The organism is Stenotrophomonas sp. K-6 (assembly GCF_056861555.1).
Genome location: NZ_JBSPUC010000002.1, coordinates 477,195 through 491,274 on the forward strand (window position 1 = coordinate 477,195; position 14,080 = coordinate 491,274).

Sequence of the window (14,080 nt, forward strand, 5' to 3'; positions counted from 1 at the left end):
CCGTCAGCCCTTGACCGTGACCGGTGCCGCACCCGCCTGCGCGCCCGCACCGCGTGGTGCGTTGTTCATCACGCCGGGGCGGCCATCAAGCGCATCCAGCAGGGCCGAGGCCTCCTGCTCCATCTCGATCACGTAACCGGCAATGCGACCCTTGAAGTAGCGATGGAACATCAACGCCGGAATCGCCACGATCATGCCGGTGGCGGTGCAGACCAGCGCCTTGCCGATGCCGCCGGCGAGCTGGTTCACATCACCTACGCCGTGGTCGAGGATGCCCATGAACATCTGGATCATGCCGACGACCGTGCCGAGCAGGCCCAGCAGCGGGCCCGCCGAGGCGATCGTGCCCAAGGCATTCAGGAACCGCTCCATGCGGTGAACCAGATGCCGGCCGGCATCTTCGATGCGCTCACGGATCTGATCGCGCGGACGGTTGCGCGCTTCCAGCGCGGTCGCCAGCAGTGCGCCCAGCGGCGAGTTGCCGCGCAGCGACTGGATGTGACTCGGGTCGAGCTTGCCGCGCGCGGCCCAGTTGCGCACTTCCTGACCCAGCCCGGGAGGCAGGACCTCATTGCGCCGCAGGGTCCAGAAACGCTCCAGGACGATTGCCAAAGCCAGTACGCCCAACAGCAGCAGCGGCAGCATCGGCCAGCCACCGGCCTTGACCAGTTCCCACACGTTTCAATCCTCCGGCCCAGCGGCCGCCTGTTTGATCGACGATAGGATAGCAGCCGACCGGCTCCGCTCCGCGGCATCCCACCAACGCCGCTCGAAAACCCGCTGTTCACGCACCTGCAGGCCTTCACGCCCGAGCCAGACACGGACCGCGCCGCTGTCGGCGGTGTTGAGTACCTCAGCCCCGACCGCCTGCCAGCGCGCGACCACCTCCGCACGCGGGTGCCCGAACCGGTTGCGGTGGCCGGACGAGACGATCGCCAACCGGGGCGCGACCGCTGCGACCCACGCAGGCGTGGATGAGCTCGCGCTGCCGTGGTGTGGGACGACCACCGCTTCGGCCGCCAGGAGAGCCGCATGGTGCTGGACCAGCAGGGCCTCGCTGCGCTTTTCGATGTCACCGGCCAGCAGGATCGCCCCCTGGCTGGTTTCCAGCCGCAGCACGCAACTGCTGTCATTGATGGACTGCGGCTCGTCGCGCGGCGGATGCAGCACCCGGAACGTCACCCCGTCCCACTGCCAGGCTTGCCCCGCATGGTAGGCCGACGCGCGGCCGCGCAGGGCATCGGGTGGCGCCTGCAGCATCGCGTCCGGAAAGCTGCGGCGCACACCGCGCAGCCCCCCGGTATGGTCGCGGTGGTCATGGCTGATCATGATCCGGTCCAGCCGCCCCTGCCCCAGCGCGCGCAGGGTGGGCACCACGATCCGCTCGCCCGCGTCGAAGCCATCGTCGGCCCCCGGGCCGGTGTCGTACAGCAGCGTGTGGCGGCGCGTGCGCACTGCTACCGCCAGGCCCTGCCCCACATCCATCACCAACAGTTCCACTTCGCCCTCGGCCGGCCCATGACGCGCCGGCCACAGCAGCGGCAGGCACAGCAGCAGCGCGGGAACCCGGCCACCGCTGCCGCGCGGCAGCAGCAGCCAGAACACCCCGAACACCGCGGCGATGAGTGCCCAACGGTTCGCCTGCGGCAGCCACCACAACGACAGCTCGCTGCGCGCGGCGTACCCGAACAGCCACCAGCTCGCCTCGAAACACCACGCCGCCAACTGCCAGGGCCAGCGCCCCGCTCCGTCGATCAGGGCCTCCAGGGCAGTGCCGAGCAACGCCAGCGGCACCACTACCATCGTCCACCACGGAATCGCCACCAGGTTCACCAGCGGCCCCGCACGCGAGGCCTGCCCGAACAGCGCCACGGTCAACGGCAGCAGCGCCACGGTCGCCACGCCCTGCGCGCTCAGGAACCCCCGCAACCAGCCCTGCTCACGCCCCGGCAGGCACCAGATCAGCCACAGCACGCCGGCAAAGCTCAGCCAGAACCCGGGCGCAAGCACGGCGAGCGGGTCGAACAGCAGCATTGCCAGCGCCGCCAGAGAGAGCGACTGCGCCACGGTTGCGCGCCGCCGGCTGCAGCGCGCAGTGGCCACTACCGCGATCATCAGCACGGTACGCACCGTCGGCAGCGCGAAACCGGCTGCGGCGGCGTACAGCGCCGCGCCTGCGACGGCCGCAGCCGCGGCCCCCATCGGACGCGGCACGTACAGGCCGATCAGCGGCACGCAGCGCCAGAGCCCGCTGGCCAGCAGCGCGGCAACGCCTGCCACCACACCGACATGAAAGCCGGAGATCGCCACCAGGTGGGTCACCCCCAGCGCACGCAGGTCGTCCCAGTCCCCTTGGCTGAGACCGCGCGTATCGCCGAGTGCCAATGCCTGGACGAAGCGACGGCCGTCGCCCTGGATCGCCCTGGCGATCGCCTCGGCCATCCGCTCCCGCCAGGCGGGCAGTCCGGTCGGCTCCCCCAGCGGATGCGCCTGGGCAGGCTCCCGTACGTACCCGTTGCCAGCCACCCGCTGCCGCAACGCATAGCCCTCGGCGTCGAACCCGCCCGGGTTCACCCGCCCGCGCGGTGGACGGGCACGGACCGTGAGCGACCAGCGTTCGCCGGCCTGGAGAGTGCGCCGCCGGTCATCGGCTGCGCCACGGAACCCGTCATACCAGCCCAGTGCCAGGTCACGGCCGCGAAGTTCAGCTGGCATCGTCGGACCATCATCCACCCGGAAGCGGAAACGGGTACCGCCGGGGCCGTGGTGAGGCAGGCTGATCACGCGCCCGTGCAGCGTGTGGTCCATCGGCGGGGCGCCAGGGGGCAGCTGCTGCGCCAGCCCGGCGTGACCGTGCACGGCGGCCCAGCCGATACCGAAGAGGACAGCGCCGAGGAGGCGGAAGCGGCAGGGCAGCATCCAGAGCAGGATGCCGACAGCCGCCGCGGCAAGGCCCCACCCCAGCGGCAGCAGCCGGGGCGAGAAGACGATCACGCAGATGCCTGCCAACAGCGCGACGACACACGCCTTGCCGAAGATCGGGAGAGGCGCGCGTGCAGCCAGGGTGCCGGTGTGTAGCACTCGTCGCATGGGCAGCACCCGGCAAACCCTGAGTGTCCACGGCGGAGGCGGCACGCGGTATCAGTGCGGCATGCAGTGCGCTGTCAGGAAATGCACATAGCAAAAAAGCCAACCCGAGGGCTGGCTTTTCTGTTGTGCCACTGCAGTCTCCGGGACTGAAGTGGTGGGCGGTACAGGGTTCGAACCTGTGACCCCTACCATGTCAAGGTAGTGCTCTACCGCTGAGCTAACCGCCCGTTTTGCTTCCCTGCCCCGCTGCGAATGCGTCGGTGCAGGCCGCGTATATTACGGACGCCCCCTGGAAAGCGCAACACTTTTGTGAAGATATTTCACAACGCGTTGTTCAGCCCAGACTGGCCTCCTTCAACTGACGGATCTGGTCGCGCACGCGGGCGGCATCTTCGAACTCCAGATCGCGGGCGTGCTGGTACATCTGCTGCTCCAGCGCCTGCAGCCGCTTGGCGATCTGGGCCGGCTCCATCGTGCGGTAGTCGGTGGATTCTTCGGCCACGCGCCCTGCCTTGCCTTTGCCCTTCCCTTTGCCACGCGATTCTTTCTCAGCCGCTTCCGAACGCGCCCCTTCAAGCACATCGGTGATCGGGCGCAGCACCGACTTGGGCACGATGCCGTGCAGTTCGTTGTACTCGACCTGCTTGGCGCGGCGGCGGTCGGTCTCGTCGATCGCAGCCTGCATCGAGCGCGTGATCTTGTCCGCATAGAGGATCGCTTTGCCACGCAGGTTGCGCGCGGCACGGCCGATGGTCTGGATCAGCGAGCCGGTCGAACGCAGGAAGCCTTCCTTGTCGGCATCGAGGATCGCCACCAGCGACACTTCCGGCATGTCCAGGCCTTCGCGCAGCAGGTTGATGCCGACCAGCACATCAAATTTGCCCAGACGCAGATCGCGGATGATCTCCACACGTTCCACCGTGTCGATATCCGAGTGCAGGTAACGCACGCGGATGCCGTGTTCGGTCAGGTATTCGGTCAGGTTCTCGGCCATGCGCTTGGTCAACGTCGTGACCAGCACACGATCGCCGAGTTTGATGCGCTCGTTGACCTCGCTCATCAGATCGTCGACCTGGGTGCCGACCGGACGGATCTCGACCACCGGATCAATCAGGCCGGTCGGACGCACCACCAGTTCGGTGATCTCGCCTTCAGTCTCGCGCAGCTCATACGGCCCCGGCGTGGCAGAGACATAGATGCTGCGCGGGCAACGCTCTTCCCACTCCTCGAAACGCAGTGGACGGTTGTCCAATGCCGACGGCAGGCGGAAACCGAACTCGACCAGGGTTTCCTTGCGCGAGCGGTCGCCTTTGAACATCGCGCCGATCTGCGGAATGGTCACGTGCGATTCGTCGATCACCAGCAGCGCATCCGGCGGCAGGTAGTCGAACAGCGTTGGCGGCGGATCGCCGGCGTTCTTGCCAGTGAGGTGCCGCGAGTAGTTCTCGATGCCGTTGCAGTAGCCGACCTCGGCCATCATTTCCAGATCGAACTGGGTACGCTGCGCCAGGCGCTGCGCTTCCACCAGCTTGTTCTGCTCGTACAACTGCTCAAGGCGGACCTTCAATTCCGCCTTGATCGTATCCACCGCCGACAGCACGCGCTCACGGGTGGTCGCGTAATGGGTCTTGGGATAGATGGTGTAGCGCATCATCCTGCGCAGGCTTTCGCCGGTGAGCGGATCGAACATGCTGATCTGCTCGACCTCGCCTTCGAAGAGCTCGATGCGCACCGCTTCACTGTCCGATTCGGCGGGAAACACGTCGATCACTTCGCCGCGCACGCGGAAGGTGCCGCGGTGCAGCTCGAACTCATTGCGCGTGTACTGCAGCTGGGTCAGGTGCTTGATCAGATCACGCTGGTCGATCCGCTCGCCGGTGGAGAGGATCAGGCGCATCGACAGATAGTCCTCGGGCGCGCCGAGGCCGTAGATCGCCGACACCGTGGCCACCACGATCGCATCCGGGCGCGACAACAGCGTCTTTGTCGCCGCCAGGCGCATCTGCTCGATGTGCTCGTTGATCGAACTGTCCTTCTCGATGAAGGTGTCCGACGAAGGCACGTAGGCCTCGGGCTGGTAGTAATCGTAGTAGCTGACGAAATACTCGACCGCGTTGTGCGGGAAGAACGCTTTGAACTCACCGTACAGCTGCGCCGCCAGGGTCTTGTTCGGCGCCATCACCAGCGTCGGTTTCTGCACCCGCTGGATCACGTTGGCGACCGTATAGGTCTTGCCGGAGCCCGTCACGCCGAGCAGGGTCTGCTTGGCGATGCCCGCCTCGAAATTGGCGGTCAGTTTCTCGATGGCCGCCGGTTGGTCGCCTGCCGGCGAATACGGGGATTCAAGTTGGAAACGATCGCTCATGGTGCCGCCACTGCCGGGAAGCCTTCAGTATAACGGCCAGGTTGGTGACGGCCGGTTGAGGGAGGAGCCGACACCAAAACGCGGCATGAACCGGCAGCCTTGGGGTCGTCAGGCGGCCACAGTGAAGCTCGCCCGCATGACGGATCCTCTTCGTGGACCACCCCCGCCCCCTGCCCCGCCCGGCCAGCTGCGCCGGCGTGACACTGATCCAGGCACTGATCGCGATGGCCGTTCTGGCCATCCTGACCGGCATGGCGCTGCCGGCCTTGCAGCAGACCCGGGACCGCCTCCAGGCTGACAGCCTGCGCATGCAACTGGCCTCGGCACTGGCCACGGCACGCAACACGGCGATCACCGAGCGGCGCCGGATCGCGGCCTGCCCGACCGAGGACGGTGTCCGTTGCGGACGCGACTGGAGCCGGGGCTGGATGCTGTATCGGCATGTCGAGGGCGCCACGGGGCAGACCCCGCTACCCGCGCCGCTTCTGGTCCAGCAGCAGGCACGTTCACGGCTGAGCGCGCATGGCAGCGCGCACAAACCCACGATCCAGTTCCGACCGGATGGTCAATTGAACGGAAGCAACCAGTCGGTCATCTTCTGCCTGGAAGGCTTCTCCCAGGGCAAGGTCGTCGTCAGTCGGACGGGGCGGGTGCGGAGCGAGCGTCCGCGGCGGCCCACGGCCTGTTGAACAGACGTTGCCGAGCCGGAGCCCCATCCCGAAAAAGACAAAAGCCGCGATTGCTCGCGGCTTTTGCAGATCTGGCGCCCGAAGTTGGACTCGAACCAACGACCCCCTGATTAACAGTCAAGTGCTCTAACCGGCTGAGCTATTCGGGCGGGGTGCGCATTCTAGCCAGCAACGGCGGTGTGATGCAAGCATTGCGACACACCCCGTAACACCATGCCCTTACCAGCAGCCGGAGACGGTCTTTTCGGTGGGCGTCTTGCGCCCGGCCTGGTCCAGCGTCAGCGTGCCGCATTTGTCCTTGGCCTGGCTGCCACCCTCGACCGGGATGGCCTGAATGTCGAAGGTGCTACCCGTTGGGTCCTCGTTGAATGACAGCGTGTAATGCGCGGTGCCTTCGCGCGGCGACTGGGCAAAGGCCAGGGTGGAGGCCGCATAGGTGTTCTGCACCGTGTGATAGCGCTCCAGGTTCTGGGCCAGTTCGACCAGGTCCGCCTTCGCCTGAGCGCGTCGGGATTTCCGCACGGATTCCTGGTACGCCGGTAGCGCCACGGTCGCCAGGATGGCGACCACGGCCACCGTGATCATCAGTTCGATCAGGGTGAAGCCGGCAACACGGCGGCGGTAGGCTGTCTGCATGGGGGCTCTCGTCATGAAGGTCATCAGCGCACCTGCCGCCAGGACTGGCGTCCGCAGGGGCGTGGCATGTACAGCGGATCGGCATTGCCCGTGCGCACCACGTAAGTGCAGATGTCGCTTTTGAGAAGGTCATCCAGACTACAGTCTGCATCGGCCGGGTCGCACTTCTGCAGCTTGTTGTTCGGCACGAAGACTGCGTTGTCATCCATTGGGGCCCCATTGGTGACGGTGCCGCCACTGGTCAACTTCGCACCAGCGCAATTGCCCGTGCAGAGAGGATCGCCACCGGGCGTATCGCTCAGCCCACCCAACGCGCCGGCGCCGGTTAGCAGATCCACCGAATATCGCCAGTTGATGCCGCCACCGCCGCCGCAGATTGCTTGGCCGGGCACGTAAGTATTGAAGATCACCGAGCCGCTCTGAATGCGCGGGTTGCCAACGAAGCGCTCCCCATCCACTGCCCCACCGACGATCAGATCGAAATACCAGCCGCGCCTGCTCACATAGCTGACCGCGTTGGCGCTGACATAGCGGAACCCGTCATCCGCCTCGGATATCTGCTGGCCGACCAGATCATCCCGCCCTCCCACGGGGGCAACCAGGTTGTCCCAGACACTGTAAATCGACTGGATCGGCGAACTCGAACTGACGGCGTTGTCGTCGCTGGCGAAGTACTGCCCGGTCCCGAACACAATGTTGTAGCCCCGACCGGCTGCCCGGGAGATCTCAAATCCGCCGGTGATCGGCTGGGCCACGCCATTACGCGTGGCGGTAAACAACGGTGCGCCACTGTAGGAAACCCCCCAGTTGGCGGGGTTGGGATCGCGCAGGTCGAACTTCCACAGGTTGCCCTGCATGTCACCACCGTAGACCGTATCGGCGATGCGGTTGTTGTTGCTCGCCGCCACCGCCACGACGTTCATCAGGCCGTTGCGCAGCGCGTAGCCCCCACCGCTTGGCGAGAGACGGTTGAGCACCTCGCCGGTCTGGATGTCGACCACGAACAGTACCGGCTTGCCACTGGACGAGTTGACGCCGTTACCGAAGATCGCCACGAAGCGCGGTGCAGCATTGGCATTCGCCCCGCTGACTGGAACGATGATCGGCTTGCCTAGCGCGAAGCCCATATCAGAATCAGTTTTGCCTGACAGCTCCCACAGCACATGGTCCTTGGTGAATCTGGTGGGGTTGCTCACGTTCAGTGCGAACATCGACCCGTTGCCCGCCGCAGCCGCATTGGGCGCGCGGTTGGCACCGCCGGCACCGGTCGAGCCGACCAGCACGGTGTGCCAGGCATCACCGTAATAGACGTCGGACGAGGCCAGCGCACCATCCACGTAATACCGATGCGAGTAGCCGGGGTTGGCCAGTTCTGCCATGTGCTGCAGCGACGATGACGGAATGAATGCCAACAGCTCGTTGCCCGCACTGGCACCGGTGGACGCATCGAAGCCGTGCAGCATGCCGTCATTGGCGCCCACGTACAGCATCGTCGGCGGACCGCCCGCCGCTTTCTTGGCGGTCAGGTAGGCGCGATAGCGAGTGCCCAGCGTGGCCTTCCACGCCGGCGTGGTGGTCCAGGATCCGTAACCGAAATTATCGGCCGTGGAGACGATCTCCGTCGTGGAATTGACGATGTCGCCCAAGATGGCGCTTCGCGAACGGAAGCCACTGATGGCCGAGCCCTTCAGGTAGTTCACCAGATCGGCCACCGTGTGCGAGCCGAACCAGTTCGGCACGGAACTGCTGAACCCCATGTTGCCCAGCTGCGCCGCACGATCAGCGCCGGGAATATTGTTGGCCTCGAACGGAGCCGCCGCCACCGGCACCAGGGTGCCACTGCCATTGACCGTGGTCGGCGCGGTAGCCATGACGATGTTGCGGCCACTGGAGCTCATCTTGGTCGACGCGCGCCACAGCACATCACCATTGGCGCCCAGCGCCCCCACCTTGGTGGCCACTACATCGCCGGTCCAGTCATTGGTTCCCGAGGGAACCTTGTAGCTGGCCGATACCGTGAACGAACCGGTGCTGATGCGCGCACCGGTACCACCGCCACCCACCGGTGCGTCGCCCTCGGCGGCACTTTCGAAGATTGCCTCCAACGCGGCCTTCAGCTTGGCCGGGTTGCGGGCCAGGAAGTAATTGTCAGGCACACCGGCTTCCCGGGTGTCCCACTTGCCACTGGGAACGCCGTACTTGGCCGCGTACCACAACGGACTCTGCAACTGATTGGCCTGGGCGCCGCTGAGCTTGTAGCGGACCACCGAAGGCTTGGTCCAGTCATTGGGGGGATTCTCGGTGGAGCTGATCACAGAGCCGTTGCTGTTGCCGGGACGCAGCAGCAGGCGCTGCACGTTGCTGGCCGCGTTGGAGCCGACGATGGTGTAGCCGGTCAGCATCGCATTGCCCGCATACGCCGACAGATTCTCAAGGCGGACGAGTACCTCGTCCTCACCGATGGTCGCATTCAACAACTGGTTGGAGCAGACCGCATTGTTGGGTGAACGCCAGCACATGTCGGCGATGCCGGCCTTGTCGCCACACGCCGCGCCGACGCAGTAGCTCATCATCGTCACGACGTCATTGTCATGATCGTTGCCCCACAACGAATCCTCCCAGACCAGCGAGAAACTGCCAGACTTGCCGTCGGCACGATATGGGCGTCCATAGATGTGTTTGGGCGCCACCGACGCTTCTTTGGTGCCGATGCCGACCGAGCCAAGGAAACAGCTTCGCCAGCCGGCATCGGCCGCCTTGGCGCCCCCCGTGTTGTTGGCCTGGCAAAGCGGCGACAGCGAGATGGTGCCACCGGCAACGCTGATGTCGAACTTGGGCAGATTCTCGGCCATGGCCACGGTGTACGTGGTCGCAGTGACTTTGTAGTCCGCCGGCTTGCCGGCCAGGCCCGGACGCAGATCAGTTTCTGCCGCCGCCTTGGACAGGCCGGCGAGGAGGTAGCTGCCCTCCGTGGACGGAATGTCCGGGCAGATGCCGCGGACCAGGCTGAGCTGGTTGACGGTCAGCGCCTGGCAGATGTCTTCGTGGGTATTGATGGAGGCATAGCGGGCGGTGGCGCCGACGCGACCGGCCAGATAGCTTTTCCCACTGATGCCCTCCGCCGCGCCAAGCGCATCGGTGGCCGACTCCGCCGTAGCAAGGTGGGGCACGGCACCTACGTTGTCGCTGTCGAAGGACGGCAGACCCGACGACATCACCAGAATGTTGCAGGTAGCACAGTACGAGTTGCCACCCTGGGCAGGGCTGCGGTACGGATCCTTCCACGTCACGCCCACCGGCAGCCCGGACAGATCGCCGGTGTCGCCGTAAACCTTGGTGCCGGCCCCCACGTAGCGAAGAGCCTCGGCGTACATCTCGGCCAGCGGGTTACCCCAGGCGCTGCACTTCTTAGCCTTGTCACCCGATGCGCCGGGATCCAGCAGATTGCCGCGGTCGCCGAAGCCCTGGCGATTGAGAATGCTGTAGTCGTTGCAGTCGTTCCAGTTATTGCTCCAGTTCCACTGATCAATGCGGAAATTGGACATCGTATTGATGATGCCCTCGGTGCCGCTGTCGCGCGCCAGGCACAACTGACCCGTGGCGAGATTGATTTCGTCGCCGGTATCACAAAGCTTCGCGCCATTGCCGGCGATCTTACCGATGTTCCGGCGCAGGACGCCACCATCGCGCGGGCTGGAGTAGGTGCCGCTTACCAGACCAAAGCGCAGGCGACCACTCTCACCATACGTCTGCAGCAATCCACTGGGCTTGTAGTGATCGGTGGTGCCATCATTGTATTTCCGGCAGAAGCTCTCACGATGGCTGTTCTGCCCGGGATCGCAGACTTCGACGCGCACGGTGTAATCCACCACCGCCTTGGGCGTGTCCGCGCTACCCTCGCCACTGCGATTGACACCGCACTGATACGACGCAGTCGATGCCCACTCGGACCAGTTGCCACCGGCCACGCGCATCAACGGACGGCCATTGGCACTGATGCTGGCGTTGCAGAACGAGGCGCTGGCGGTCAGTGGTGTGAACTTGCCGATGTCCGAACCGGTGTAGACCTTGACCCACGCGTGCAGGTCGTTGGGAATCTGCGCACGCTCGATCACGGTCTTGTTGGCGTCGTCGGTGGAACGCTGACCGCCATAAAGCACGTAGCGCATGACGTCCAGCCGGCTCATCGTGACCCAGTTGAGGAAGTTCCCCGACCACGCCCCACCGCACTCGTGCTTGTTGATGCCGGTCGCCTCACCCGATGCCTTGAACACGTTGCTTGCGTAGCCGTAGCAAAGGTTCGAGTCGAAGTAACCGGAATAGGAGAACTTGTCCTGGTAGGTGGTATCGATGATCTTGTCATCGTCCAGATCGCTGTAATCGCTGTAGGCCTTGTTGAACAGCTGCTCGTCGCGGGACATCACCATCATCATCAACGGCGGCTGGCTCTGCTTGGTGTACAGCGGCTCCTGGGCAATGTCGTAGTCGCCGAGCGCAGCGCGCAGAGGCACCACGCGGCTGAGCAGGAAGCCCACCGCGAGGACAACAAACCCGATGCGCAATGCGTTGATGGCGCGCTTGCTGAGAGGGAAGCGATCAGAAGTCATGGGATATAGATCGTATCGACGACCGCACTGGCCGAGGGATTGTCCGGATCATCACTGGCTAGCGCCGTGATCTGATAGATGTTGCCAGTGTCTTCGTTCTCGCGACCGCCAAGACCGCCGCCACTGCCTGCGGTTACGCACTTGTCCATGCGCCGGGTGTAGGTGGCCTGCGCATCGGTAGTGCCATCGGCCCAGGTCAGTGGATCAAAAATCGGGCTGCACTCTTCCTGATCGGCACTGTAGGTTCCTCCTGCCGCCAGTTGCGCCTCGATCGTGCTTTCCATCGAGCGGGCGTCCGCTTCGGCACTCTGGAAGGCCAGGTTGGTACGCAGATAGTTGGCGGCCATGCGCTCCTGCATGCCGGTCACCTGCATCCCGGCGATCCCGAGAAGTGCCAGCAGGATCAGGATGATCAGGGCCACATACAGCACAGCGCCATCCTGACGACGAGGTGCGGTGAAAGGCTTGCGACTCGATGCCATGATGACCTCAGTTGCCATAGAGGCGGTTGCGTACCGCGATCGTGGTCTGGTAGACCGTGCGGAACCTGCCGTCCTTGGGCGTGGTGAACGTCACGCCCAAGGCGGTGAGCGCCGCATCGGCCGTGGCCTGCGCAGCCGCCGACGGGTCCGGGCTTTCCAGCAACAGCCCCAGCTGCACCGCACCGACGCGGCGCCAGGCTGCATCCGCTGGCGCAAGCGAATCCTGCACGTCCGCTGCCGTGCCCTGACGGTCGATGAAACCGCTGGGCGCCGCCGTGGCACTCAGCGAGTGATCCTGACCATAGAGCAGCTGCATGTTGCGCACGCCTTCAACCAACGGCTCCGGCGCCTCTGCGACCAGTGCAGCACCCGGCTTGGCACTGAAGCGCACCCGATACAGCGAACTCTGCCGCGTCGTCGCGTCGTATCCAATGTAATAGACCACGCTCTCGGCCCGGTACAGGACGGCCTGGCCGGCCGTATAGATCGAGGTGAAGCTGGTGGTATTGTTCGGTGCTGTGTTGAAGGTGACCGAACCGCTGGTGCCGCTCGCGGCACTGGCTTGAAACAACGTGGCCGTCGTGCAATCGGCTACACCGAACAGCCCCGGCTCCTTTACCCCGCTCTGCAGAACGGCCCACCTCGCGCTGTCGAACGAGAACCCGGGCTTGTCATCGGTCCCGGTGATCGCAGTAACCGGCACGCCATCGGGAACGAGGAAGCGCAACGCAACGATGTCGCTGCCGTCGACCCGATTAGTGAGGGCCTCGGCATATTCGGACGGAAGTGCGGGGCTGTAATCCACCCCGCCGGTCGTCGGCGTTGCAGTCAGCGTCAGCGGGTCGCCCGGTTTGGTGTCGATGGCCTCGAATCCCTGGATGGACTGCGTGAAATCCAGCGCCGGGTGCCCTGCGGCAGCGAATGTCGTGTGCAACGAGCCGGGATTACGGATGTTGTGACTCTGGTCGTTCACGCAGCCAAAGTGGCCGGCCATGCGCAGATCGCGCTGCAGGAAATCCATGGCGAAGCGCCCGTTCTCCTGCACGCGCGCCAGACCTTCGGACAGGCGCGAGGCCGTGCGTGACGCGGCAAATACCTGCATCAGGCCCAGCAACAACACCAGGCCGATGACCATGGCGATCATCAGCTCAACCAGCGACAGACCCATGCTGGTGCGCTGGATGGAAGGTGGGCGCATCACAGCTGGGTCCTCGCCGAGAAGGTGGTATCGGCTGCATCGAGCCAACGCTCGTCACCCCAGCTCACGTTGACCGTGATCTCGTCGCCATCGCGGGTCACACTGGCGCTGGCCGCATCGCCGAGCGCCTTCCCCAGCCGGCAACGCCAATCGGTCATGTACATGTCCTTGGTGATGTCCGCACCGGTGGGCGAAACGCAATCGGCGGCCTTGGTTGTGGCCGCGTAGGTACCCACGAAGCCGTCAGCGGTGATCCGGTTGATGCGGATCTGATCCAGCAGCTCGTAACTGAGGTTGGTCGCCTGGGTGCGGAAGTTCGCACTCTGCACGAACCGCACGTTCATGGTCTGCAGCAGTGCGAACCCGAGCAGGCCGATACTCATCACCACGATCGCGATCAACACCTCGATCATGGTGAAACCGCCCTGCCCCGCACGCGGCGCACGAAGAAGTCTTCCCGTCACTTGCAGCTCTCCCGTTCCACACGCACCTGCCCAACAGCCGACAGCCGCAGCGTTCGCTGCAGGGGCTGGTCGCCGCATTCATCGGGTTTGAGGGTGATGTCCAGCGCCGCCGCAGCGCGATTGCGACCACGGCCATCGAAGGCCACGATCAGATTGTCCTTGCTGCCGAGCATCTTGGGCGACCCGGCGGAGTAACGCAGGACCGGCTCCTCGGTGTCGAAAGTGCCGCTGCCATCGGCATCGGACCAGACCATCCAGCCATCACCCCAACTGTCGCCGTTGCAGGCGGCACCGTCAGTGGAGGCACACACGCCGGCACCGCGGGTGTTCTTCAGCGCCTCACTGCGCGCCAGCGCCAGCGAGGCCATCATTTCGTTGGTGGTGGTCGCAGCCCGATTCGAGCGCAGCACCCCCTGGAAGCTCGGCATGCCAAGCGTGATCAGGATGGCGAGCACGGCGATGGTGACCATCAACTCGATCAGTGTGAAGCCGTTGGACCGGCGCAAAGACATGAAACGCTCCCCAGCGTTGATGACACAGACGATGAAC

General features: G+C 64.9%; 10 protein-coding genes and 2 tRNA genes. 1 reads left to right on the forward strand and 11 read right to left on the reverse strand.

Annotated elements, in window-relative coordinates:
• Nucleotides 1-3 precede the first annotated feature (3 nt).
• From AC13F7_RS07595 to uvrB, 4 genes are all read right to left on the reverse strand, one after another.
• Nucleotides 4-678, reverse strand: a complete 675-nt coding sequence (locus tag AC13F7_RS07595) for a MotA/TolQ/ExbB proton channel family protein (protein ID WP_259260249.1) — start codon at nt 676-678, stop codon at nt 4-6.
• A gap of 3 nt (nt 679-681) precedes the next feature.
• Nucleotides 682-3,090 (reverse strand): DNA internalization-related competence protein ComEC/Rec2, encoded by a 2,409-nt coding sequence (locus AC13F7_RS07600; RefSeq protein ID WP_482999746.1) that lies wholly within the window; start codon nt 3,088-3,090, stop codon nt 682-684.
• Between the two features lie 152 nt (nt 3,091-3,242).
• Nucleotides 3,243-3,317, reverse strand: a tRNA-Val gene (locus tag AC13F7_RS07605).
• A gap of 107 nt (nt 3,318-3,424) precedes the next feature.
• Nucleotides 3,425-5,455 carry an excinuclease ABC subunit UvrB gene (gene uvrB / locus AC13F7_RS07610; protein WP_482999747.1) on the reverse strand — a complete coding sequence of 677 codons (2,031 nt, stop codon included), beginning with the start codon at nt 5,453-5,455 and terminating at the stop codon, nt 3,425-3,427.
• Between the two features lie 197 nt (nt 5,456-5,652).
• Between uvrB and AC13F7_RS07615 the strand changes: the two genes are divergently transcribed.
• The gene (locus tag AC13F7_RS07615) at nt 5,653-6,144 is read left to right on the forward strand and encodes a GspH/FimT family pseudopilin (RefSeq protein ID WP_482999748.1); all 492 of its coding nucleotides are present in this window, start codon (nt 5,653-5,655) and stop codon (nt 6,142-6,144) included.
• A gap of 72 nt (nt 6,145-6,216) precedes the next feature.
• On the opposite strand, the gene AC13F7_RS07620 is transcribed toward AC13F7_RS07615, so the two are convergent.
• From AC13F7_RS07620 to AC13F7_RS07650, 7 genes are all read right to left on the reverse strand, one after another.
• Nucleotides 6,217-6,293 (reverse strand) — tRNA-Asn (locus tag AC13F7_RS07620).
• A 70-nt stretch (nt 6,294-6,363) separates the two neighbouring features.
• Entirely contained in the window at nt 6,364-6,780 is a 417-nt protein-coding gene (locus tag AC13F7_RS07625) for a type IV pilin protein (RefSeq protein WP_346470283.1), read from the reverse strand.
• A 23-nt stretch (nt 6,781-6,803) separates the two neighbouring features.
• On the reverse strand, nt 6,804-11,387 hold the full coding sequence (locus AC13F7_RS07630; protein ID WP_482999749.1) for a pilus assembly protein: 4,584 nt from the start codon (nt 11,385-11,387) through the stop codon (nt 6,804-6,806).
• The gene (locus AC13F7_RS07635) at nt 11,384-11,887 is read right to left on the reverse strand and encodes a pilus assembly PilX family protein (protein ID WP_482999750.1); all 504 of its coding nucleotides are present in this window, start codon (nt 11,885-11,887) and stop codon (nt 11,384-11,386) included. Before AC13F7_RS07635 ends, AC13F7_RS07630 begins: the two co-directional genes overlap by 4 nt.
• Nucleotides 11,877-13,067: a PilW family protein gene (locus tag AC13F7_RS07640; RefSeq protein ID WP_482999751.1), complete on the reverse strand. Its 1,191-nt coding sequence runs from the start codon at nt 13,065-13,067 to the stop codon at nt 11,877-11,879. Before AC13F7_RS07640 ends, AC13F7_RS07635 begins: the two co-directional genes overlap by 11 nt.
• Nucleotides 13,067-13,531, reverse strand: coding sequence for a type IV pilus modification protein PilV (gene pilV / locus AC13F7_RS07645; RefSeq protein ID WP_346470279.1), 465 nt, complete (start codon nt 13,529-13,531; stop codon nt 13,067-13,069). Before pilV ends, AC13F7_RS07640 begins: the two co-directional genes overlap by 1 nt.
• Nucleotides 13,528-14,043, reverse strand: coding sequence for a GspH/FimT family pseudopilin (locus tag AC13F7_RS07650; RefSeq protein ID WP_346470278.1), 516 nt, complete (start codon nt 14,041-14,043; stop codon nt 13,528-13,530). Before AC13F7_RS07650 ends, pilV begins: the two co-directional genes overlap by 4 nt.
• Nucleotides 14,044-14,080: the final 37 nt, after the last annotated feature.